The sequence below is a fragment of the Kosakonia sp. S57 genome (assembly GCF_016516575.1).
Classification (GTDB): domain Bacteria; phylum Pseudomonadota; class Gammaproteobacteria; order Enterobacterales; family Enterobacteriaceae; genus Kosakonia; species Kosakonia cowanii.
Genome location: NZ_JACVUL010000017.1, coordinates 26,030 through 49,946 on the forward strand (window position 1 = coordinate 26,030; position 23,917 = coordinate 49,946).

General features: G+C 55.6%; 18 protein-coding genes and 1 pseudogene. 11 read left to right on the forward strand and 8 right to left on the reverse strand.

Annotation, left to right across the window (positions count from 1 at the left end):
• Positions 1 to 178: 178 nt before the first annotated feature.
• The 3 genes and pseudogenes from IAE48_RS16430 to IAE48_RS16440 all read left to right on the forward strand — a co-directional run.
• A pseudogene (locus IAE48_RS16430) lies at positions 179 to 1,825 on the forward strand (EAL domain-containing protein); the annotation flags it as partial.
• Positions 1,826 to 2,038: 213 nt separating this feature from the next.
• Complete coding sequence (locus IAE48_RS16435; RefSeq protein WP_023482021.1) at positions 2,039 to 3,325, forward strand: dicarboxylate/amino acid:cation symporter; 1,287 nt, start codon at positions 2,039 to 2,041, stop codon at positions 3,323 to 3,325.
• 216 nt (positions 3,326 to 3,541) lie between these two features.
• Positions 3,542 to 5,032 carry a pitrilysin family protein gene (locus IAE48_RS16440; RefSeq protein WP_200135007.1) on the forward strand — a complete coding sequence of 497 codons (1,491 nt, stop codon included), beginning with the start codon at positions 3,542 to 3,544 and terminating at the stop codon, positions 5,030 to 5,032.
• 41 nt (positions 5,033 to 5,073) lie between these two features.
• Here the strand turns inward: IAE48_RS16440 and IAE48_RS16445 are convergent, their stop codons facing one another.
• Positions 5,074 to 6,003 (reverse strand): sugar kinase, encoded by a 930-nt coding sequence (locus IAE48_RS16445; RefSeq protein WP_200135008.1) that lies wholly within the window; start codon positions 6,001 to 6,003, stop codon positions 5,074 to 5,076.
• Positions 6,004 to 6,234: 231 nt separating this feature from the next.
• On the opposite strand from IAE48_RS16445, the gene pdeH reads away from it, so the two are divergent.
• A complete protein-coding gene (pdeH, locus tag IAE48_RS16450; protein ID WP_042713240.1) occupies positions 6,235 to 7,005 on the forward strand; it encodes a cyclic-guanylate-specific phosphodiesterase in 771 nt (256 codons plus the stop codon).
• A 67-nt stretch (positions 7,006 to 7,072) separates the two neighbouring features.
• Positions 7,073 to 9,127: an AsmA family protein gene (locus IAE48_RS16455; RefSeq protein ID WP_200135009.1), complete on the forward strand. Its 2,055-nt coding sequence runs from the start codon at positions 7,073 to 7,075 to the stop codon at positions 9,125 to 9,127.
• A gap of 38 nt (positions 9,128 to 9,165) precedes the next feature.
• On the opposite strand, the gene IAE48_RS16460 is transcribed toward IAE48_RS16455, so the two are convergent.
• The 3 genes from IAE48_RS16460 to IAE48_RS16470 form a co-directional block, all read right to left on the reverse strand.
• Positions 9,166 to 10,482: an MFS transporter gene (locus IAE48_RS16460; RefSeq protein ID WP_200135010.1), complete on the reverse strand. Its 1,317-nt coding sequence runs from the start codon at positions 10,480 to 10,482 to the stop codon at positions 9,166 to 9,168.
• Positions 10,483 to 10,752: 270 nt separating this feature from the next.
• Entirely contained in the window at positions 10,753 to 11,733 is a 981-nt protein-coding gene (yhjD, locus tag IAE48_RS16465; RefSeq protein WP_370569036.1) for an inner membrane protein YhjD, read from the reverse strand.
• 112 nt (positions 11,734 to 11,845) lie between these two features.
• Complete coding sequence (locus tag IAE48_RS16470; RefSeq protein ID WP_200135011.1) at positions 11,846 to 12,748, reverse strand: LysR family transcriptional regulator; 903 nt, start codon at positions 12,746 to 12,748, stop codon at positions 11,846 to 11,848.
• A 118-nt stretch (positions 12,749 to 12,866) separates the two neighbouring features.
• Between IAE48_RS16470 and IAE48_RS16475 the strand changes: the two genes are divergently transcribed.
• Positions 12,867 to 13,625, forward strand: a complete 759-nt coding sequence (locus IAE48_RS16475; RefSeq protein WP_200135012.1) for an SDR family NAD(P)-dependent oxidoreductase — start codon at positions 12,867 to 12,869, stop codon at positions 13,623 to 13,625.
• A 42-nt stretch (positions 13,626 to 13,667) separates the two neighbouring features.
• On the opposite strand, the gene IAE48_RS16480 is transcribed toward IAE48_RS16475, so the two are convergent.
• Positions 13,668 to 14,066, reverse strand: coding sequence for a YdeI family stress tolerance OB fold protein (locus tag IAE48_RS16480; protein WP_076769361.1), 399 nt, complete (start codon positions 14,064 to 14,066; stop codon positions 13,668 to 13,670).
• 278 nt (positions 14,067 to 14,344) lie between these two features.
• On the opposite strand from IAE48_RS16480, the gene IAE48_RS16485 reads away from it, so the two are divergent.
• Entirely contained in the window at positions 14,345 to 15,937 is a 1,593-nt protein-coding gene (locus IAE48_RS16485; protein ID WP_200135013.1) for an STY4199 family HEPN domain-containing protein, read from the forward strand.
• A 277-nt stretch (positions 15,938 to 16,214) separates the two neighbouring features.
• On the opposite strand, the gene IAE48_RS16490 is transcribed toward IAE48_RS16485, so the two are convergent.
• The 3 genes from IAE48_RS16490 to aguB form a co-directional block, all read right to left on the reverse strand.
• On the reverse strand, positions 16,215 to 17,897 hold the full coding sequence (locus IAE48_RS16490) for an alpha,alpha-trehalase (RefSeq protein ID WP_200135014.1): 1,683 nt from the start codon (positions 17,895 to 17,897) through the stop codon (positions 16,215 to 16,217).
• Positions 17,898 to 18,305: 408 nt separating this feature from the next.
• On the reverse strand, positions 18,306 to 19,388 hold the full coding sequence (gene aguA / locus IAE48_RS16495; protein ID WP_200135015.1) for an agmatine deiminase: 1,083 nt from the start codon (positions 19,386 to 19,388) through the stop codon (positions 18,306 to 18,308).
• On the reverse strand, positions 19,388 to 20,275 hold the full coding sequence (gene aguB, locus IAE48_RS16500; RefSeq protein WP_023481996.1) for an N-carbamoylputrescine amidase: 888 nt from the start codon (positions 20,273 to 20,275) through the stop codon (positions 19,388 to 19,390). Before aguB ends, aguA begins: the two co-directional genes overlap by 1 nt.
• A 131-nt stretch (positions 20,276 to 20,406) precedes the next feature.
• Between aguB and IAE48_RS16505 the strand changes: the two genes are divergently transcribed.
• The 4 genes from IAE48_RS16505 to IAE48_RS16520 all read left to right on the forward strand — a co-directional run bounded on the left by IAE48_RS16505 (position 20,407) and on the right by IAE48_RS16520 (position 23,914).
• On the forward strand, positions 20,407 to 21,300 hold the full coding sequence (locus tag IAE48_RS16505; RefSeq protein WP_200135016.1) for a LysR family transcriptional regulator: 894 nt from the start codon (positions 20,407 to 20,409) through the stop codon (positions 21,298 to 21,300).
• Positions 21,301 to 21,456: 156 nt separating this feature from the next.
• Positions 21,457 to 22,836, forward strand: coding sequence for an AAA family ATPase (locus IAE48_RS16510; RefSeq protein WP_200135017.1), 1,380 nt, complete (start codon positions 21,457 to 21,459; stop codon positions 22,834 to 22,836).
• A complete protein-coding gene (locus IAE48_RS16515; protein ID WP_200135018.1) occupies positions 22,836 to 23,447 on the forward strand; it encodes an HNH endonuclease in 612 nt (203 codons plus the stop codon). Before IAE48_RS16510 ends, IAE48_RS16515 begins: the two co-directional genes overlap by 1 nt.
• A 32-nt stretch (positions 23,448 to 23,479) precedes the next feature.
• Positions 23,480 to 23,914 (forward strand): putative T6SS immunity periplasmic lipoprotein, encoded by a 435-nt coding sequence (locus tag IAE48_RS16520; protein ID WP_370569030.1) that lies wholly within the window; start codon positions 23,480 to 23,482, stop codon positions 23,912 to 23,914.
• The last annotated feature ends 3 nt before the right edge of the window (positions 23,915 to 23,917 follow it).

A 23,917-nucleotide genomic window follows, 5' to 3' on the forward strand; every position in this document is an offset into this window, starting at 1 on the left:
CGTTGCGCGGCGGTTAATCGCATAATATTCAAAAGGTTATTACCTCTTTTTGCGCCACTCGCGGGCCAATGAGAATCTGCGTAGCCCCTTATCTTAATCGCCCTGCGATAGAGTATACTCTGGCGGCAGAGTCATCCTGACCCATCCTCTGCGCCGATTGTTTCTCTGGAGAGTGATTTTGCGTGTTAGCCGTTCTTTAACCATCAAACAAATGGCCATGGTTGCTGTTGTCTCCATGTTCTTTGTGCTTATTTTTTGCGTTATTTTGCTGTTCCATTTCCTGCAGCAGAATCGCTATAACACGGCTACGCAACTGGAAAGCATCGCCCGCTCTGTGCGCGAACCCCTCTCGGCAGCAATTTTAAAGGCGGATATTCCTGAAGCCGAAGCGATCATCAAACAGATTAAACCCGCCGGGGTGGTAAGCCGCGCCGACGTGATGCTGCCCAACCAGTTCCAGGCGCTGCGCATGCGCTTTATTCCCGAGCGCCCGGTGCCGGTGACCATTACCCGCATGTTTGAGTTGCCGATCCAGATTTCACTGCCTATCTACTCGCTTGAGCGCCCGGTCAACCCGCAGCCGCTGGCTTACCTTGTGTTACAGGCAGACTCTTATCGCGTTTATAAGTTTGTGATCAGTACCCTGTCGACGTTAGTGACGGCTTACTTACTGCTGACGTTAATGCTGACCGTGGCGCTCACCTGGTGTATCAACCGGCTGGTGATGCATCCGCTGCGTAAAATCGCCCGCGAACTGGATGAGATACCGCCGCAGGCGCTGCCTGGCCACCAGTTGCCGCTGCCGCGCCATCATAAAGATGATGAAATTGGCCGCATCGTGCGCAGCTATAACCGCAACCAGCAGCAGCTACAGCATCAGCAGGAGGAGAGCCATACGCAAACGGTGCGCTTCCCGGTCTCTGAATTGCCGAATAAAGCCGTCCTGCTGGCGCTGCTTGAGCAGGCCGTCACCGCCGATGCGCGCGCGGCGCTGTTGATAATCTCCAGCGACACCCTGCGCGACACCGCCGGGGTGCTGCATGAAGATCAGCGTGAAGTGCTGCTGCTGACGCTGGTGGAGAAGCTCAAATCGGTGCTGTCGCCGGGTATGCTTCTGGCGCAGCTTAATATCAGCGATTTTGCCCTCTTCGCGCCCGCCATTCAGCAGCCCTGGCAGGCGATGAAATTAAGTAAGCAAGTGCTCACTGTTATTAACGAGCGTGTGCCGCTGAAGGGCATTCAGTTGCGCCCTCACGCCAACCTTGGGGTGGCAATGACGGGCAGCACGCTCTCTGCTCAGACGCTTATGCAGCAGGCCACTTCCGCGCTTGCCGCCGCCCAGCGAAATGGTAAAAACCAGATCCACTTCTTCGATGCGCAGCAGCGCGAAGCGGCTCATAACTGGCTGTCGCAGGAAGCTGACCTTCTCTCTGCTCTTGAGCAGCAGCGTTTTGCGCTCTGGCTGCAACCGCTGCGCGCGCAGCCGGATAGCGAAGTGGTCAGCGCCCGTGCGCTGCTGCGTTTACGTAAGTCTGATGATAACGAGGTCGCAGACGCCGAACTGTTCGCGCAAATCGAGGCCTGTGGGCTGACGGGCACAGTGTGCGACTGGATGCTGGAAGAGGCGTGTCACCTGCTGGCCGACTGGCAGGCACGGGGCATTACGCTGCCGCTGGCGGTTGCGCTTCCTGCTGAGGCACTGTTGCAGCAGGCGAATGTTGCCGGTGTTGCTGAGCGGCTGCGCCACTACGATCTTCCGCCTCAGAGTTTGCGTCTCGATATCTGCGAACGTCAGCTCTTTTCCGCTAAGGATGAGGTGGTATCGCCAGATGCCTTTGAGAAGCGCTATCTGGCGGCTGCGGGCGTTGATTAAAATAGTTACTTTGTTACGAGATTGTGCGAGTCAGCTCAAAGTTTTTAACATTCTTGTTTCAGAAACGCCGTAAGCACATTTCTGTCATTCAGGACGGGTGTTATTTTTAATCCGCAGGCTAACCGAAAACCCTATAAAGCCTGAGGTTAATCTCAAGGACACCTTATGAAAACCTCCCTGTTTAAAAGTCTCTACTTTCAGGTCCTGACAGCGATCGCTATCGGTATTTTGCTTGGCCATTACTACCCTGAACTCGGCGCACAGATGAAACCCCTTGGTGATGGCTTCGTGAAGCTCATCAAGATGATCATCGCGCCGGTTATCTTCTGTACCGTTGTTACCGGTATTGCCGGTATGGAGAGCATGAAAGCGGTCGGGCGTACCGGCGCGGTGGCACTGCTCTACTTTGAAATTGTCAGTACGCTGGCGCTGATCATCGGCCTGATTATCGTCAACGTCGTACAGCCTGGCGCGGGGATGAACGTCGATCCTTCCACGCTCGATGCCAAGGCGGTGGCGGTCTATGCCGAACAGGCGCAGTCGCAGGGAATTGTGGCGTTTATTATGGATGTCATCCCGGCGAGCGTAATTGGCGCTTTCGCCAGCGGTAACATCCTGCAAGTGCTGCTCTTCGCCGTGCTGTTTGGTTTTGCTCTGCATCGCCTGGGCCACAAAGGCCAGCTGATTTTTAACGTCATCGAAAGCTTCTCGCAGGTGATTTTCGGCATCATCAACATGATTATGCGCCTGGCACCCATCGGGGCGTTCGGGGCGATGGCCTTCACCATCGGCAAATATGGCGTCGGGTCGCTGGTGCAGCTGGGTCAGCTGATCATCTGCTTCTACGCTACCTGTATTCTGTTTGTGGTGATTGTGCTCGGGACTATCGCCCGCGTCACAGGCTTCAACATCTTCAAATTCATTCGCTATATCCGCGAAGAGCTGCTGATTGTGCTGGGCACCTCATCCTCCGAATCAGCGCTGCCGCGCATGCTGGAGAAGATGGAGCGCCTGGGCTGCCGCAAATCGGTGGTGGGTCTGGTGATCCCGACCGGTTATTCGTTCAACCTGGATGGCACCTCTATCTACCTGACGATGGCAGCGGTGTTTATCGCCCAGGCGACTAACAGCCATATGGATATTTTCCATCAGATCACCCTGCTGGTGGTGCTGCTGCTCTCCTCCAAAGGGGCGGCCGGAGTTACGGGTAGCGGCTTTATCGTGCTGGCGGCAACGCTCTCTGCGGTTGGCCACCTGCCGGTTGCGGGCCTGGCGCTGATCCTCGGTATTGACCGCTTTATGTCCGAAGCGCGTGCGCTGACCAACCTGGTCGGTAACGGCGTGGCGACCATTGTGGTGGCGAAATGGGTTAAAGAGCTGGATGAAAAACAGCTCAACGATACGCTTAATAATCGAACCAGCGCCGCAAAAACGTCAGAAATCTCTTCATAATTTCAAGACTTACGCCCGTAGTCCTTGTCTGACTACGGGCAGCTAAGCATAATTACCCCCTTGCTTCCGTCACAATTCACGCTGAATTTTCGGGATTCTTCACTTCGCGCTGTGACGTTTTGCGTTTCCTGCGGTCTAAAAGCGGAGTGTTTTATGTCTGTCCATTGACCTATGGGCGGCATACTTTTTAACCAGGAATGTTGATTAGGGGTTCTCATGCAGGGCACAAAAATTCGATTGTTAACAGGCGGGTTGCTGATGTTGGCAGCGGCCGGTTATGTGCAGGCAGAGGCGCTCCAGCCCGATCCGGCATGGCAACAAGGCAAGCTGGCGAATGGTTTCCAGTGGCAGGTTCTCTCCACTCCGCAGCGCCCCAGCGATCGTATTGAAATCCGACTCTCGATTGATACCGGCTCGCTCACTGAAAATGCGCAGCAGAGCGGTTTCAGTCACGTTATTCCCCGCGTTGCCTTAACCCATAGCGGCCGCCTCGAACCGGCGCAGGTGCGATCTCTCTGGCAACAGGGTATTGACCCGAAACGCCCGCTGCCGCCGGCGCTGGTCTCCTACGAATACACGCTCTATAACCTCAGCCTGCCGAATAACCGCAGCGATCTGCTGAAAGAGGCGATGGTCTACCTGGCCGATGCCGCCGGGAAACTGACCGTTACCCCAGAGACGGTAAACTACGCGCTGAGCAGCAATGATATGGTCGCGACCTGGCCTGCCGACACCAAAGAGAGCTGGTGGCGCTACCGCCTGAAAGGGTCGCCGCTGCTGAGCCACGATCCGGCGGCAAAAGTGAAAGCGCCGGTCGATGCCGCGCAGCTGAAAGATTTCTATGAAAAATGGTACACGCCGGATGCGATGACGCTGATTGTGGTCGGTAACGTCGACAGCCGCGCGGTCGCCGAGCAGATCACCAAAACCTTTGGCGAACTGAAAGGCAAACGCCATACGCCGACCCCGGTCGCGACGCTTTCGCCGCTGCCGCATCAGCCGGTGAGCCTGATGAGCGAGGCGGTCACCCAGGATCGCCTGTCGATCATGTGGGAGTCGGCCTGGCAGCCGATCCGCGAATCGGCGGAGCTGGAGCGCTACTGGCGGGCAGATTTAGCCCGTGAAGCGCTGTTCTGGCACGTTCAGCAGAGCCTCAACAAGAAAAATGCCAAAGATCTGAGCCTCGGCTTCGACTGCCGCGTGCTGTTCCAGCGCGCGCAGTGCGCCATTAACGTTGATTCGCCAAACGACAAGCTGAACGCCAACACCGGCGTGATTGCGCGTGAGCTGGCGAAAGTGCGGGAAAAAGGGTTGCCGGAAGAGGAGCTGAAGGCGCTGATTGCGCAGAAGTCCCTCGAACTGCAAAAGCTGTTTGCCACTTATGCGCGCGCCGATACCGATATTCTCATCAGCCAGCGGATGCGCTCCCTGCAAAACCAGGTGGTGGATATCGCGCCCGAGCAGTATCAGAAACTGCGCCAGCGTTTTCTCGACAACCTGACGCCGCAGATGCTGAACCAGGATCTGCATCAGCAGCTGTCGCAGGAGATGACGCTGGTGCTGATGCAGCCGAAAGGCGAGCCGGAGCATAACATGCAGGATCTGCAGGCAACGTGGGACGAGGTGATGAAACCGCAGACCGCCGCGCCCGCCGCCGCCAGCGAGGATGTGCGACCGGATGTGTCGGATATCCCGCCGCAGCAGTAAGTGAAAAAAAGCCCTCGTTGTTTAGCGAGGGCTTTTTGCTATTACTCCGGCATTGCCTCGCGCGGGATAATCGCGCCGCGATACTGGATAACGGTGCTGGCGGTAAGATGTCCGCGTTTCGCCGCTTCAGAAGCGTCGCCGCCGGTCAGGCGCACGGCAAGGTAACCGGCGCTGAAGGAGTCGCCCGCTGCTGTGGTATCGATCACCTTCTCTTTCGGCAGCTTCACCGCCGGGATCTCAATCACCGCTTCGCCAGCAATTGCCACCAGGCAGGAGTCCGCGCCGCGCTTGATCACCACTTCACTGACGCCCGCTTGCTGGGTGCGCTCAATTACCGTCTCCACCGGCTGCTCGCCCCAGAGCAGATCTTCATCATCCAGCGTCAGGAAGGCGATATCGGTGCAGGCGAGCATCTGCTGATAGACCTCGCGGGTCTCCTCTTTGCTCGCCCACAGGCGCGGGCGGTAGTTGTTATCGAAAATCACTTTGCCGCCGTTGGCGCGGCACTCTTTCAGCAGTGACAGGAGCTTCGCCCGGCTGCCGGGGCTTAAAATCGCCAGGCTAATGCCGCTCAGGTAGAGGTAGTCGAAGGTCGCCAGTTTTTCGCAAATTTCCGCCGACTGCTCGCTCTCCAGCCAGAATTTCGCCGCCGCTTCGTTACGCCAGTAGTAGAAGGTGCGCTCGCCGCTGCTGTCGGTTTCGATGTAGTAGAGACCCGGCAGACGGTTCTCCATACGCTGCGTCAGGCTGGTATCAACCGCTTCCTGCTGCCAGGCGTCGAGCATCTGCTGGCTGAAGTTGTCGGTACCGAGCGCGGTAACGTAATGCACCGCCAGAGCCGACGGATTGACCTGGCGGGCGATATAAACAGAGGTGTTCAGCGTGTCGCCACCAAAGCCACGGTTAACTTCTGCGCCTTTTTGTGACAGCTCAATCATGCATTCGCCGATGACGGCAATTTTCCTGGACATAGTCGTAACCTGAATCAGATAAATTATCGCTAGTGTGCGATGGGGCTGTTTTGTGGTCAACTATATTAAAACATCGTTCCACTATTTTTTTGAGCTAAGACGTATTACCTGCAATTAGCACGCTATGCTTTTTCCATTTTGCCGGGCAACCCGAGGTAAAGTTCTCAGAACACCCGCCGATAACCTGTTGACGAGTTCCTCCAGATCATCCCCATCGACAGGACAGCAGAAATGACGTTACAGCAGGTCAACACGCCGCCAGACATTCCTCATATGAATGTCGAAAGCTTGCACGAGCACCGTTACTGGCTGCAGTGCGAGCGTGCGTACACTTACCAGCCCATCTATAAAACCGATGGTCGTCTGATGGCGATTGAAGTGCTGACCGTAGTAACTCACCCCTCGCAGCCGGAAAAACGTATCGCGCCCGATCGCTACTTCTCAGAAGTGCCGGTGCGCCAGCGTATTGATGTGGTGCATGAACAGCTTGCGCTGTTGGCGAAGCAGAAAGATTTCTTTGCACAGCACGGCGTGCTGGCGTCGGTGAATGTCGATGGCCCAACGCTGCTGGCGATGCGGCAGTATGGTGACGTCATGGCGCTGGTCGATTCACTGCCGTGGATCCGCTTCGAACTGGTGGAGCATATTGGCTTACCGCAGGACTCGTCGTTTGCTTCCATCTGTGAGATTGGCCCGCTGTGGCTGGATGATTTTGGTACCGGCATGGCCAACTTCTCCGCGCTGAGCGAAGTGCGTTATGACTACATCAAAATCGCGCGGGAGCTCTTTATGATGCTGCGCAAAACGCCGGAAGGGCAGAATCTCTTCACCCTGCTGCTGCAACTGATGAACCACTACTGCCAGGGCGTGATCGTCGAAGGCGTTGAAACGCTGGAGGAGTGGCGCGATGTGCAAAACTCGCCCGCCTTTGCCGCGCAGGGCTATTTCCTCTCGCGTCCGGTTCCGCTGGCCAATCTTGAGAATGTAATACTCGATCTTTAACCGCTGCCCTTTCCGTCAGGTCTACTATCTTTATGAGAGGTAAGGCTTTAAAGGAAAAGGCATATCAATGACAAGAACGAGCAAAATAGTGACGGCGGTGGTGTCGACGCTGCTATTGGTTATTGTGGTGGCCATCGTCATCATTGCGACATTTGACTGGAACCGGCTTAAACCCACCATCAATGAAAAAGTCTCCACTGAGCTGAATCGCCCCTTCGCGATCCGCGGCGATCTCGGCGTTAACTGGGCGCGGCAAAAAGAGGAGACCGGCTGGCGCAGCTGGATCCCGTGGCCGCATATTCACGCCGAAGACATTATTCTGGGTAACCCGCCGGGGATCGATGAGATCACCATGGTGCACCTGCCGCGCGTAGACGCGACGATTTCGCCGTTAGCGCTGTTTACCAAAACCGTTTACCTGCCGTGGATCAAGCTGCAACAGCCCGATGCGCGGCTGATTCGCCGCTCGGAAAAGCTCAACAACTGGACCTTTACCCTCGCGGCGGATGAGAACGCCGATGCCAACGCTAAACCCTCCTCCTGGTCATTCCGTCTCGATAACATCCTGTTTGATAAAGGACGAATCGTCATTGATGACGCGGTAAGCCGCGCTGACCTGACCATTCAGGTCGATCCGCTGGGCAAACCGCTGCCGTTCAGCGAAGTGACCGGTAAAAAGGATGACAGCAACAAAGCGGGCGATTATGTCTTCGGCCTGAAGGCGAAAGGGCGCTACAACGACCAGCCGCTGAGCGGCGAAGGTAAAATTGGCGGCATGCTGTCGCTGCGCAGCGAAACGACGCCCTTCCCGGTGCAGGCGGATTTCCGCTCCGGTAACACCCGCGTGGCGTTTGTCGGCACGGTGAAAGATCCGATGAATATGGGCGGCGTCGATCTGAAGCTGAAGTTTGGCGGCGATTCGCTGGGCGATCTCTATGAACTGACCGGCGTGCTGCTGCCCGATACACCGCCGTTTGAAACGGATGGTCGTCTGGTGGCGAAACTCAATGATGAGAAGGGCGCGGTCTACGACTATCGCAACTTCAACGGCCATATCGGCGAGAGTGATATTCACGGCACGCTGACCTATACCAATGGCAAACCGCGTCCGAAACTGGAGGGCGATGTCGAGTCGCGCCAGCTGCGTCTGGCGGATCTCGGGCCGCTGATTGGCGTCGATTCCGGTAAAGGGGCCGAGCAGTCGAAGAAATCGGAGCAGAAAAAGGGCGAGAAATCGGTGCAGCCTGCCGACAAAGTGCTGCCTTACGATCGCTTTGAAACGGATAAGTGGAACGTGATGGATGCGGATGTGCGCTTTAAAGGCCGCCGCATTGAGCACGGCTCTTCGCTGCCGATTAGCGATCTCACTACCCATATCCTGCTGAAAAACGCCGACCTGCGCCTGCAACCGCTGAAGTTTGGCCTCGCGGGCGGCATTATCTCATCGAACATTCACCTCGAAGGGGATAAGAAGCCGATGCAGGGTAGCGCCACTATTCAGGCGCGTAAGCTGAAGCTAAAACAGCTGATGCCCGATGTTGAGCTGATGCAGAAAACCCTCGGTGAGATGAACGGTGATGCTGAATTCCGCGGCGTCGGCAACTCGGTAGCGGCTCTGCTCGGCACCAGCAACGGTAACCTGAAGCTGCTGATGAACGACGGGCTGATAAGCCGCAACCTGATGGAGATCGTCGGCCTCAACGTCGGGAACTATGTGGTTGGCCAGCTGTTTGGCGATGATGAAGTGCGCGTCAACTGCGCGGCGGCTAACCTCGATCTGGTTAACGGCGTTGCCCGGCCGCAGATCTTCGCCTTCGATACGGAAAACGCGCTGATTAACATTACCGGCACCGCCAGCATGGCTTCGGAACAGCTCGACCTGACCATCAACCCGGAGAGCAAAGGGGTGCGCATCGTGACGCTGCGTTCACCGCTCTATGTGCGCGGCAGCTTTAAAAACCCGCAGGCCGGTGTGAAACCGGGTCCGCTGATTGCCCGTGGCGCAGTGGCGGCGGCGCTGGCAACGCTGGTGACGCCAGCCGCCGCACTGCTGGCGCTTATCTCCCCGTCGGAAGGCGAAGAGAACCAGTGCCAGGCGATTTTGTCACAGATGAAACGCTAAAGGGAAAACCCCTCTCTGGCGACAGAGAGGGGGAATCATCAGAGGGATTGATGCTTGGTTTCGTGGGTCAGCAGCAGGGCGATAAGGGTTAACCCCGCCATTGCCGCCAGGTAGAAGCCGACGTACATCAGGCCGTAGTTCGCCTGCAACCAGGTGGCGATATAAGGCGCTACCGAAGCACCAAGAATCGACGAGACGTTATAGGAGAATGAGGCACCGGTATAGCGCACTTCCGTCGGGAACAGCTCCGGCAGCAGCGCGCCCATCGGGCCGAAGGTTAATCCCATCAGGCTCAGGCCAATCAGCAGATAGGTCATCACCAGCGCCGGGCTACCGGAACCCAGCAGCGGCGGGAAGACGAACAGCGCGAAGAGAATGATGAGCGTAGTGATGACAATCATGCTCTTACGACGCCCATACGCATCCGCCAGCAGACCGGCAATCGGCACCATCACGCCAAAACCAATTACCGCCATCATCAGCATCCACAACACTTCATTGCGCGGCATACCTAAGCCCTGCGGCGAGGTGCTGAAGGTCATCGAATAAACGGTCATGATATAGAACAGCGTATAGGTCGCCAGCATGATAAAGGTGCCCAGCGCCGTCACGCGCACATGTTTTGTCAGCAGCGTGCCAAGCGGGATCTTAACCTGCTTCTTCGCGGCGGCCACTTTGGCGAAGACCGGGGTTTCATGCAGCGAGACGCGAACATAGAGACCAATCAGCACCAGCACGGCGGAGAAGATAAACGGCACGCGCCAGCCCCACTGCATAAACTGCTCATCGGTCAGCAGCCAGGAGAGCAGCAGGAAGGTGCCGTTGGCAAAGAAGAAGCCGATAGGCGCGCCCAACTGCGGGAAGGAGCCATACAGCGCGCGTTTACGCGGCGGCGCGTTCTCGGTCGCCAGCAGCGCTGCGCCGCCCCACTCACCGCCCAGACCTAAGCCCTGACCAAAACGGGCCAGCGCCAGCAGCAGCGGTGCCATCACGCCAATGGTTTCATAACCCGGCAGCAGGCCGATGGCGACGGTAGAGATACCCATGGTCAGCAGCGAAGCGACGAGGGTGACTTTGCGCCCGACGCGATCGCCAAAGTGGCCGAAAACGGCGGAGCCGATAGGGCGGGCAATAAAGGCGATAGCGAAGGTTGCCAGTGATTGCAGCGTGGCTGCGGTGGTGTCGCCCTGGGGAAAGAAGATATGCGGGAAAACGATAACCGCGGCGGTGGCGTAAATATAGAAATCGAAGAACTCAATGGCGGTGCCAATCAGCGAGGCGACGACGACTTTTTTGCGCGAGTTTACCGGGGGATTTTCCTGCTCGTTGTCAAAGGTTGTAGCTGTAGCTTGCATAATGTTTTCTTATTTTTAGGCGAACGAACGAGCATATTAGCCACAGCAAAAGCGTTATTTCAATCTGTAACAAACCCAGCGGGCGGGCAAAAAAGCGGCAAAAAGCGAATAATTTTCAGACCTGTGATTTCACATCTATGAAATGCTTCACACATTTTAGAAGTTAGTGGATAAAACTGGTTTTCGGTTAAATAAAAGTTACGTACTGGATTTTCATGCTGGAATTATGGATCGGGCTGATATTTTCATTCTATCTATCAGCCCGATAGCTTATTTAGCGGTGCGACGACGGCGACCTTCCGGCATCAGTGGGTCATCTTTATACTGCGCGGTGGCAATCCACGCCGCGCAGAAAAGCGTCAGGCGGGCGAAGAAGTAGAAGAACGCCATAAGACCCAGTACCGAGCCAAACGCCGCGCCGGAGGGGGATTTCACCAGCGACGGCAGGGTCCAGGTCATAACGATTTTGATCACTTCAAAGCCAATCGCGGCGATAAACGTACCGCGGATCAGCGCGCGTTTACGCGGACGATGGCGCGGTAGCCGCCAGAAGATCCAGAAGAAGAGCAGGTAGTTGGCGAGCACCGAAATCATCAGGCCAATCAGCCCCCAGGCCGGTTTCAGCCAGTCGATGTAATCAAGGTGCAGCGTGGAGATGATCAGCTCCTGCGCCGCCCCGGCCACCGAGGTGATGGAGAGGGTGATCACCAGCGCCACCAGCAGGCCAATCAGCGAGATAAAGTCGCGGAAGTACTTTACCCAAATCTTCTCTTCGTCCTGCGCGTTACGCTCCCAGACATCGCGCGACTGGGCGCGAATCGCTTCCCGCAGGTTGCCCATCCAGTTCACCCCGGAGTAGAGCGCGATAGCAAAACCAACAATCCCGACGGTCGTACGCTGCTCTACGGCGATGTGCAGCGTATTTTTCAGCGTCGAGGCCATGGTCGGGTCGCTGACGCTTTGCAGGATCTTATTAAAGATGTCCTGCAACAGCGTCGGATGCGAGGCGAGGATAAATCCGGCGGTGGCAAACGAGACCATCATGATGGGGATCATCGACAGAAAGGAGAAGTAGGTGATCGCCGCGCCAAACTGGTTGCCCATCCGATCGTTAAAGCGCTCTGTGGCGCGAATAAGGTGCGCCACCAACGGTTTACGCTGGATCTTCTTTGCCGTATCGGTCACGGCGGCAATCGCCCCGCTATCTTTATCAGAGGTCTCTTTTTCCGGCTTTTCCGGTGTTTCTGCCATCTTCCTGACAGGCTCATACTCAAGGTCTTGCGTGGGACGTTTTTCGACATCTTCCGTTTTCATCAGGTTTTATTTCCTTCTCCTGAATGTGTGGTATGCAGAATTATAGTCGCTACTGGTCGACATAATCCTTCAACACGGTTGAGAGCCACTCCATAAACAGATGTACGCGTCGCGAAAGGTTGCGCCGGTGCGGGTAGATCAGCGAAACCGGCATCGGTTCGGCGCGATATTGCGGCAAGATCTCCACCAGCTTTCCGTTGCGTAACGCCTCGCGCACGCCGACGCGCGGCACCTGAATAATGCCCAGCCCTGCCACACAGGCAGCGTGATACGTTTCGGTACTATTGACAGTGAGGATACCGCCGGTTTTCACCCAGCGCGTCTGCTTATCCAGCCACACTTCAAAGCCCTGCGGGCGCGCACCAATGTTGACCGCGTAATGCACCAGCGCGTGGGAGGAGAGATCCTCCAGCGACTCCGGGTAGCCAAAACGCGTCAGATAATCGGGGCTGGCGCAGTTGATCATCGACAGCCTGCCAAGCTGGCGGGCTATCAGGCCGGAATCCTTCAGCGTGCCGACGCGCACCACGCAATCAAACCCTTCGCGGATCACATCCACCAGCCGATCGCTGCTGCTCAACTCGAGCTCGATGCCGGGATAGTGCTGCAAAAAATCGGGCAACCGCGGAATCACTAAATTTTTCGCCACCGCGACCGGCATATCCACCCGCAAACGCCCGCTGATACTTGAGGGATCGTGCAGGAACATCCCGTCCAGCTCCTCAATATTCGCCAACAGATCTTTCGCCCGCTCGTAATAGACCATGCCATCCTGCGTCAGCTGCACGCGGCGCGTGGTGCGGTGCAACAACTGCGTGCCGAGTTCCGTTTCCAGCGCCTGAATCTGGCGCGACACGCTCCCTTTTGGTAACCCCATCGACTCCGCCGCGTTAGAGAAGCTGGAAAGCTCTGCGACGCGGACAAAAAGCTGCATTGCGTAAATTTTATCCATCACTGTGCACTATTGTTGTTATTTATGAAACAGTAAAGCGTAATTTAGCACCTTTATTGTTTACCGTGCAGCCAATAAGCTTTTTGTTGTGCAGGTTATCAACAAAGAGGAGCTATATATGACACAACCTATCGCAATCGTAACGGGTGGCAGCCGCGGGCTGGGTAAAAACGCGGTATTGAAACTGGCGGCGAGCGGAATCGGCATCATCCTGACCTACAACACCAACCACGCTGAAGCGCAAAAAGTGGTGGAAGAGATTGAGCAAAAAGGGGGTAAGGCGACAGCATTAGCGCTGAATGTCGGCGATATCAGCCAATTTGATGATTTTGTCTCGCAGGTGCAGGAGCGGCTGCAAACTGTATGGCAGCGCGATAATATTGACTATTTAGTGAACAATGCCGGAACCGGCATTCAGGCCGCTTTTGCCGAGACGCGTGAAGCGCAGTTTGACGAGATGGTCAACATCCACTTTAAAGGCCCCTTTTTCCTGACGCAGAAACTGCTGCCGCTGATCAAAAACGGCGGGCGCATTCTGAATGTCTCTACCGGGCTAACGCGCTTTTGCCAGCCGGGACGTGCCAGCTATGCGGCGGTGAAAGGGGCGATGGAAGTGCTGACCCGCTACCAGGCGAAAGAGCTGGGCGAGCGCGGTATTGCGGTAAATATCATCGCACCAGGCGCGATAGCGACCGATTTTAGCGGCGGCGTGGTGCGGGACAACGAGCAGGTTCATCACTATATCGCTTCGCAGACGGCGCTCGGGCGGGTTGGGCAGCCGGATGATATTGGCGATGCGATTGCTGCCTTGCTGAGCGATAAGCTGGCATGGATGACGGCGCAGCGGGTGGAGGTCTCTGGCGGGATGTTCCTGTAATGCGCATAACGCCCGGCAGCGTTAAGGCTACCGGGCGGCCACTTATTCCACCTGGAAGTGCGTGACTTTAACGCGCACGGGCTTCTGCTTTTTATCCAGCGAGCCGCTGATGCCCACCAGATCGTCCGGTGAGAAGGATTTACCTTCAAACACCGCCATCGGAATTTGCACCTGGATATGGCCCGTTTTATCGCGGAACTGATAGAGATCGTTCCCCTCTTTCTTCAGCAAATTGCCACGCAGCGAGACGGACGCGCCGTCATGCAGGCTCTTCGCCTGTTTAACGTTCATGCTGCGCGCATCTTCAATGCCCCGGTAACCGTCATCCATTTTATGTGGCGGCGGCGGGGCTTTATCCGCTTTCAGGCCGGGTGCCTCATCTGCAAATGCTGACATCGAAAAGAGAGCTGCTAAGCAGGCGGAAAGCACGATTTTTTTCATAACTTCTCCTGATTGTTACCAGTACACGACTTTAAGCCTGGCAGAGAGCGGGCAACTGTACAGGCGATTTATCTGTTTTCCTGGTCTTATAAAAAAAACGGCCGCCCTTAAAAAAAATAAATATCGTGAATATTTGGGGCTGTTTTTATTATTCTGAAACAGGTATCACTGATAATCAGCCGCCGCTGAGCTATCTTTTAGCGACTAATAACTAAAGAAAAAATCACCCGCTGACCGGGTCAGCGCAATATGTCTTAAGTTGTACTTAAGGGAAAATAATGACAACTCCTGCCCCTGTTAATACAGGTGAACAGTTTGAAAAATGCATCGCTATTATTCGCCAGGCTTCTGTCGAAATTTTGCTGCTGCTCAATGTGCATTTTGATGAAGGAAAAGATCCGCGCTGGTTTCTGGAACAGCTTGATGTTGCGCGCCTCAGTTTGGGTGGCTGGGGAGCGGTGGCGAAAAGACTCAAACTTAACGATGCGGAGTTAACGCAGTTCACGTTGCAGCTTCGTCACTTGCAACAGCTGGTGCCACGCTATGAGAACGGGCAGAGCGTCACGGAGAACCAGCTTATTGCCGCGCTGCGCTTTATCGCCGCGCTGGAGAACCTGCGTAAAAAGCAGAAGCTGCTGACTTACAGCACCGCGCTCGGCCCTAACGATCCGCTCCAGCAGCAGAGCGGGCTGCAACACCTGCGCGCGATGGAGATGATGATGAAAGGGCTGGTGATGCAGGCGTGGCCCGATGCGGAGCGTCTGCGCAATCACCTGAAAACACAGTTTGGCGCCGATCGCGTGCGCCGCTGGTTGCGCCTCGGCGACCGCAATGATGTGTTAAGCGGCATGCTGTTTAGCGAGCTGGCGCTGCTGCTGGTGGATAAAAAAGAGTATGGTCAGCGCTACGCCAGCCTGTTTAACGATGCGTCCGGCCTGAGCCTGTTTGTCGAACCGCGTAAAACCCTGCAAACCCTGTTAGATGATGTGCGCGAGATCCGCGCCAGCGTTATCGCCGGCAATGCACTGAGTTCTAATCAGTTAGCGATGCTTGAGGGCTACTATCCGCAGATCGCCGGGCCAGTACAGCGCGCCTTTGATGAGGGGCGCGGCAAAATTAACCCCGCGGCGTTACTGAAAGAGGCGGCAGGTGAGTTGGATGCCTACTGGGAGCAGGCGCGCAAAAAGGATCGCGCCGCGGGCGGCGATACGCAGCCGATTCGCGACAGTATTGATAAACCGGCGACCCGCCAGGTGCGCAGCCGCGAAGAGCGTGAACAGATGGTCTCTGGCGTGCTGTGGGGCGCGGTGGGCGTCGTCGCTTTGGTGATTGCGATTGGCGCTTTCTGGCTCTTTATGGGCGGCGTCTCTGCGCCGGTGGCGCGTCAGACTAATATTACGGTGCCCATTGCCGAAGAGCGTCAGAAACCGTCGGCGAAAGAGGAGCTCAGCTCAATGGGGCTGCCGCGGGATGAGAACAACTTCCGCTCGGCTATCGACCGCAACGATACCCGCGTGGTGTCGCTCTTCCTGCGTACCGGAATGAACTGGAAACTCTCCTGGACCGAACATGCGGTGATTTCGGACTACAACGATGTGCTCGATCTGCTGCTGCGCTACCGGTTACAGATGGATGAGAAGCGCCCGTGCCGACGTTTTATTACCACCCTGACCCATGAGATGGTGGCGAACAATAAGCCGCTCACCTCCATCACCAAAAATTACCTGCAGGCGTTTTGCACCACCAAACCGGTGGTCGATCGCCAGCGTTATGAGATGGAGCAGGCGCAGCTGCGTTATGCCGCCAGTCCGAACGATGAGAATCGTAAATGGGCAGAGACGCACACCGCCATTTATAACGCCATTGATTGAGTAAAGGCTGGAAGGTTTGTGTAACCCCGTAGGCCGCCATCAGGCAGGGTTTGCCGATGGCGCTGGCGCTTATCCGGCCTACAGGTTAGCAGGGAGCGGTTTTGTAGGCCTAATAAGGCGTAAGCCGCCATCAGGCGTGATTTGCCGATGGCGCTGGCGCTTATCCGGCCTACAGGTTAGCAAGGAGCGGTTTTGTAGGCCTGATAAGGCGTGAGCCGCCATCAGGCAGGGTTTGCCGGATGGCGATGGTGCTTATCCGGCCTACGGATGTGCAGCGTTATTGCTCTTGCGGCTTGTCGTCCGGCTCGTCCACTTTGGGCTCGCCGTAGAGGCCAATCAAGCGGCGTACTACGCCGTTGGTCCAGCCGAAACCATCCTGCAACGGATACTCACCGCCGCCACCTTCGCGCGGCGTGCTGCTGGCGATATGGTACTTCTCAATCAGCTTATGGTGCTGATGATAGAAAACATTCACCGTCTTCAGCCAGCTGCGGGCAATCTGGTCGCCCAGCTCATCGTTGCCGTAGAGCTTAAAGCCCTGAATCGCCATCCACTGCAACGGTGCCCAGCCGTTAGGTTTATCCCACTGCTCGGCGGTTTCATACTCCGTTGTCAGGATCCCGCCCGGTGTCAGCAGACGGTTGGTAACCGCTTCTGCCAGACGTTCAGCCTGTTCGTGAGTCGCCATGCCGACATAGAGCGGCACAATACTCGCAGCAGAAAAGAGCGCCATCTCCTCGCGACGCCAGTCGTAGTCGCGGAAGCAGCCGCTTTCGTCGTCCCACAGATAGCGGTTGATGGCCGCACGGCGGTCGCTCGCTTTCTGGCGGAACAGCGCTTCACGCTCGCGGTCGCCTTTCAGCCCGGAGATGTTGGCAATGGCGCTCTCAAGCTTAAACATAAAGGCATTCAGATCGATCGGGATGAACTGCGTAGTGCGGATGCTCGCCAGGCGGTGCGCATCGCGCAGCCAGCGGGAGGAGTAATCCCAGCCGGAGGCCGCACCAGCACGCAGGTCGCGATATACCTCATTCGGCGGACGGCCAGAGTGACGCGCGGTCTCCACGTCTTCAATCCACGATTCATCACGCGGGGTATCGCGGTCATCCCAGTAACGGTTAAGCAGCGAGCCGTCCGGCATACGCACCACGTGGCGGTAAGCCTGGTTCAGCACCAGCGACTCCGCGCCATCCATCCAGAAGTCATACTCCATCAGCAGATGGTCGAGATAGCGCCGCGCACCGCGCACGCCATCCTCCTCAAACAGTTCGACCATCAGCGCAAACACCGGCGGCTGCGAACGGCTTAAGTAGTAGGTGCGGTTGCCGTTAGGGATATGCCCGTAACGCTCAATCATCCACGCGAAGTTATCGGCCATACAGCGCAGCAGGTCATCGCGCCCGCTCTCTGCCAGCCCCAGCATGGTGAAGTAGGAGTCCCAGTAATAGGTCTCACGGAAACGCCCGCCTGGCACAATATAGGATTGCGGCAGCGCCAGCAGGGAGGACCACGGAATATGGTCTTGCGGCTCGCGGGTGAGAATCGGCCACAGCTGGTCGATATGCTCTTTCAGCGAGTTTTCCGGGTTGGAGACATACTCTTTGGCGTAGTTTTCCGGCATCCAGAAGTGCGCCTTCACGAACTGGCGTAAGTTGAATTCCGGTTTGCGTTTAATTTTGCGATAGCGAATCAGGATATCGAGCGGATCCATCTTCGGCGCACAGTCAGGGAAGGTTTTGCTGTCGGCGAAGATGCGCGATGATTGCACATGCTCAAACAGTTCCAGATAACGATCGGCAGGCGTGAGCGCATCAGATGCGGGCATCCCCTCAATCATCTCCGGTTCCGGTTCCGCCTCGATCATTTCATCCAGTTTTAACTCGCACGGATCGGTGTCGTAGGTTTCATCTTCGAATACCCATTCCATTAATTCTGCGCTTTGTAGTTTCTGGTTGAACATAGTGACGTTGGCCTCCGGATGTCGTCGTAAAAAACTACGGGTGTTGCCCGGCTATCTATAAAGCTTAGACATTCGCTTCGATCTCTGGTGATCAAAGTGTGCGGATGATCACGTTTTGAAATCGGCCTTACAGCAGCTAAAAATCCACAACCGGCTGATAAAGCACGAATAAGTCACTTATTCCTGTGCTTTAAGTCGTGGTAAATTTCGGAGCATTCGTTTTGCAACGATTTGTGAATTAACCCGGTATTACGCAGTTGACCACCGCAGAACAGGGTCGTTCATTTTATCGCTGGGGAAAGAAATCAGAATACGCTCTTATTACGTTAGAGCAATGTTGCAATACCCGCCATACGGCGCGAAATAAAGAGTGGAGACTCCCGGCGACAGAGGCCGCCGGGAAGGGTGTTAGCGGGGGATTTGCTGCGTGATGCAGTGGATGTTACCGCCGCCAAGCAGGATCTCGCGAGCCGGCACGCCGGTGATAATGAAATCCGGAAACATCTCAGCAAACAGCGCCTGCGCCGCGCCATCGGTCGCCGGGTCCAGCAGCGGAAAAATGATCTGCTGGTTGCTGACCAGATAGTTGACGTAAGAACCCGCCAGGCGGTTGCCTTCGTGACGCTCAATGGCCGTGCCTTTCTCGACGTCGCACGTCTCTTCCGCGCTGGCGTAAAGCGGCTGCGGGGAGGGCACTTTCCACACTTTCAGGCGACGACCCTGCGCATCTTCCACGCTTTGCAGCACGTCAAGCGCTGCCATGGAGCGGGCGTACTGCGGATCGTTTTCATCATCGGTCCAGTGCAGGGCCACTTCGCCCGGGCGCACAAAGCAGCACATGTTATCGATATGACCATCGGTCTCATCGTTAAACACGCCGTCCGGCAGCCAGATGATCTGCGATACGCCAAGATAGTCGCGCAGCTGCTGCTCAATCTGCGCTTTGCTCAGGTTCGGGTTGCGGTTGGCGTTAAGCAGACACTCCGCGGTGGTCAGCAGGGTACCTTCGCCATCAACGTGAATCGAGCCGCCTTCCAGCACCAGGTCCGTGTGGTAGCACGGCATCTGGTGGTAGTTTGCTACCTGCTCAGCCACTAACTGATCGCGATCCCAGCTGGCGTAGAGACCGCCGTTAAGACCGCCCCATGCGTTAAATGTCCAGCTAATACCGCGTTTTTCGCCCGCAGCATTGGTCACGACCGTCGGGCCGGTATCGCGCATCCAGGCGTCGTCGCTCTCCATCTCCACCAGCGTGACGTCGGCGGGCATCACTGCCCGCGCTTTTGCCATTTCCGCTGCCGGCACGCCCATAATGACCGGAGTGGTACGGGAGATCGCTTTTGCCACCGCAGAGAAAGCCTGCTGCGCGGGCGCGGCGTCGGCACGCCAGTTATCCGTACGGTAGGGCCAAATCATCCACACGGCCTGATGCGGCGCCCACTCGGCGGGCATGCTAAATCCGTCTTTCACCGGCATGGTCAGCTGTGACATTACTTGCTCCTTACGCTGCCATCGGAGGTTGCCAGCGCGGTGTACATGTTCGGACGGCGGTCGCGGAACAGGCCCCAGGAGGCGCGCTGTGCGGCAATCGCATCGAGATCGAACGTGTGAACCAGCACCGCTTCGCTGGTTTTGTTTGCCTGCTCAACCAGCGCACCGGTCTGATCGGCAATGAAAGAGGAGCCGTAGAAGGTCATTTCCAGGCCTTCAATATATTTGCTGGCTTCGGTACCGATACGGTTAGAGGCGATAACCGGCACAACGTTCGCGGCAGCGTGGCCCTGCTGGACGCGGGTCCAGTGCGGCTGGCTGTCGATATCCGGGTAAGCCGGTTCTGAACCGATAGCGGTCGGGTAGAAAATCAGCTCCGCGCCCTGCAGGGCCAGGCAGCGAGCCGTTTCCGGGAACCACTGATCCCAGCAGATGCCGACGCCGATCTTCGCATAGCGGGTGTTCCACACTTTGAAGCCGGTGTCGCCAGGGATGAAGAACTGTTTTTCCTGGTACGCCGGGCCGTTCGGAATATGCGTTTTACGGTAGGTGTCGAGCACGCTGCCGTCGGCATCAATCATCACCAGCGAGTTGTAGTAGGCGTTGTTGCTCTTTTCGAACAGGCTCAGCGGCAGCACCACTTCCAGCTCTTTTGCCAGGGCAGAGAAATGTTTAATCAGCGGGCTGTTGTCCACTTCCTGCGCCAGCGCATAGTGCTCCGGGCTCTGATCGATGCAGAAGTAAGGCGCGGCGAACAGCTCCTGAATCAGGATCACCTGCGCGCCCTGGCGGTGAGCTTCACGTACCAGACGCTCAGCGTTCTGTACGTTTTTCTCCAGATCCCAGGTGCATGCCATTTGGGTGGCGGCGACAGTTACATTTCTCATAAACATCTCCCGTAGGTCTCGGTTCGGTTAGTGCAAAATTTCAGCACTTATTGTGGCGCAAACTATAGCAACGATCTGCGTTATGAATAAAATGTATTGTTATCATGAAAACATGAACAGGATGCATAATAGTGGTCGATTTAAACTTGCTGCGCCTTATCCCGATTCTGGCGAAAGAGAAAAACGTCACCCGCGCGGCGCAAAAGGCGAATTTATCCCAGTCGGCCTTTAGCCACGCGCTGAACCGCCTGCGTGAACAGCTAAAAGATGAGATGTTTATTCGCACCCACAGCGGCATGGAGCCGACGCCCTATGCGGCGCGGATGATCCCGGTGATTGAGAGTGCGCTGAGCAAGCTTGATACCGCCACGCGCGGGCCAAGCCACTTCGATCCGGCGCGTGACGCGCATACCTTCTATATTGGCGCGGTCGACTACTTCGAATTTATGTTTATGCCGGTGCTCACCGCGCGCTTTAAAACTATCGCGCCGAATGTGCGGCTCTCGGTGGATATTCTTTCGGAGACGATCAAGGTCGAACGTGTAGAGAACGGGCAGCTGGATGCATTTATCGGCGTCGAAAATGTGCAGCACATCCCGCACTACTTTAATAAGCACCGGCTTATCTCCGATCACTTTGTCGCCATTGCCTCGCTTGAGCGCAACGATCTGCCGGAGCAGCTGACGATGCGCCATCTGGTCAGCGAGGCGCAAATCCACCTGCCCGCCGTTAGCTCAGGCGCGGACCATATCGACAACTGGCTCTTATCGCAGCACCTCTACCGCCCGCTGGCAACAGTAGTGCAAAGCTACGCCGTCGGTGGCCGTGTGGCGGTGGCATCCGGGTATTTAATGTGCGTCCCGTTTCGTATTGCCCAGGAGCTGGCAAAGATGTTGCCGCTGCGCATCATGACGCTGCCGGAAGGCGCACCGTCGTACGATTTACTGCTGCTGTCGCACCGCCTCTATGACTACCAACCCGCCGTGCAGTGGCTGATCGACGAATTAAAAACGGTGCGGATATAGGAGGGAGTATTGCGGTGTGTGCAATCAGAAACGCGCTGATCTATAAGCAAAAGAGAGATAACGGGGAGATCTAAATTCATAGAGAGCGTTATCATTGCTTTCGGGTGAATTTTCCCCAACTATACCGCATCGCCCTGAGAGCCGGAGTTCACGATTGTGAAGATAGCTAAAATTACCCTTAACAACTTCCGCTGTTTTGAAAAGATGGAAGTTAAATTTCATCCTCGTTTGACGATTCTTATCGCGCGTAACGGGGCGGGGAAATCAACGTTATTAGACGCAATTGCACTAGGGTTAGGCTCTTTTCTGACGCGGTTGCCGGGGGTGAGTGGCCTCAGCTTTAAGAAAACAGATTTTCGCATTAAGCCTGATGGTAAGCAGCCTGCTTACATGCGTATTAAATGCGAAAGTTTCTCTGGCGTGGTGTGGGACAGAACAGAGAGACGCGACAAATCCAAAAAAACGCTCAATGCCATTCCACCTGCAGTGGGATTAAAAGCGCTCAACGAACATGTCGATACGTTTATTAATGCGCACAATGATGGCGAACACTATACGTTGCCGGTTTTCATCTATTACGGCACCGGGCGCGGGGTTTTTGATGTTCCTATGCGCAAGCGTGACTTTAAAAGCACATTTACCCGTTTTGAGGCGCTTGATGGCGCGCTTGAAAGCCGAACCAATTTCCGCCGTTTTGTGCAATATTTTTACGGCCTTGAAGAGAGAGAAAATCGCCTGCAGAAAGAGCAGCGCTCCTTTGATATTGAGCTGCCAGAACTCTCAGCCATAAGGCTTGCGATCAAACGTCTGATGCCGCAGTTCAGTAATATTCGTTCTGTTGAACCTGCGGGGATCATGGTTGACTGGGAAAAGCAGTATGTTGCGCATGATTCTGATGCCGACAGCCAAATTAAACTCACGCCATTACCCGAAAGCAGCAACATAAAAAAATCGGAAATACATCAATTAAAGATTGAACAGCTTAGCGATGGATACCGCACCACCCTTGCGATGGTGATGGATATTGCCGCCAGGCTGGCAGAGGCAAATCCATTTTCATCAGACCCGCTGGCCTGTGAAGGGATCATCCTTATTGATGAAGTTGATCTACATCTTCATCCTGAATGGCAGCGTGAGTTTATGCCGCGGCTGGTGGATGTTTTCCCCAACCTTCAGTTCATTGTCTCCACGCACTCGCCGTTTATTCTGCAATCCGTCAAAGAGGGCGAGTTGATCGACCTCGACCAGCTCAACGTGAGCCACACTCCCGATCTCGGGAAAGAGATGAGCGTTGAAGATATCGCGCAGGAGTGGATGGGCATGGACAATGTGCAACGTAGCGCACTGTTTAACAGGCAAGTTGAGGCTGCGAGGCGTTATTACGCCCTGTTAAATAGCGGTAAGTCTGAGGACGATCCTCAAGTCGCAGCGTTGTCAGAGGAATTAGACCGGCTGGAAACCTATTTTGGGGATAACCCCGTCTATGTGGCTTTATTACGGGCTGAACGCAGGAAAAGAACGCAGGAGGCGAAATAATGAGGCCTGTTGAACGTCCGGCATATACCGGCCCGGCGGTGAGACATTATCAAGCTTATTTGCAGCCACTGATCGAGGCTTTCGGCACTTACTGCTCATATTGTGAACGGCTGGATAAATTCGATGTGGAGCATGTGGCGCCAAAATCACTTAACCCTGCGCTGGCAACCACATGGAGTAATATGCTGCTGGGTTGCCCGCGCTGTAACCGTGATTTCAAAAGAAGCAATAACAACAGCCGGTTGAATTATGTCTGGCCTGACACGCATAACACCTACAAATTACTGAAGTATTGGCCTGATGGTCGCGTACAGCCCGCACCAGGTCTTGCTCAGGCAACGCACCAGGAGGTAGTGAATACCATTAACCTCGTTTCTCTTGATGACTCCCTGCAACCACAAAACCATTTAAACCTTGCCCGACGGGCGGCCTTTAATGTTGCAGAGCTATTTCTTGACCATTACGAAAATGGAACGATGTCCATTAATGACGTGCTGACGGGAGCGGCGCAGGGACACTGGTCAGTGTGGTTTACTGTATTTCAGGCACACCCGCAGGTGCTCGCGGCGCTGGAAGCGTTGCATCCAAATACCGCTATTCATCGCCCCTAATTGCGGTAAGTTCTTCGCATCTGGATAACAAAATGAAAAATTATCTCAAATGCAGCCTGGTTGCTCTTATGCCTCTACTTAGCGGCTGTCCGATGGGCGACCGTGTCGATCAGCGCTATAAACCCGCAGAAACCGCCCCGGTGATGGTAAAAAACGCTCAGGTCTGTTTCACCATTAAAGACGCTGAAGATTATCAGCCCGCCTTTATTTCAATCGCGCCGCGCACCACCCCTTATAAAGAGCGTTGGTATCAACAAGCGCCGAGGTTAACGGTAAAAGAGGGCGAAATGTGTATTCCACCCAGCCTCTATAAATTCCCTGACAGCGGGCAATTCATTGCGACGTTTGTGCTCTCCTCGAAAGCCAAAGCGCAGACCACGGCGTTTAATACGCGTCGCTTTAACGTTGCCTTCGCGATTGACGCAGGCCATGCGAAACCTATCGCCGTTAACGACAGCGAGTTTTAACGC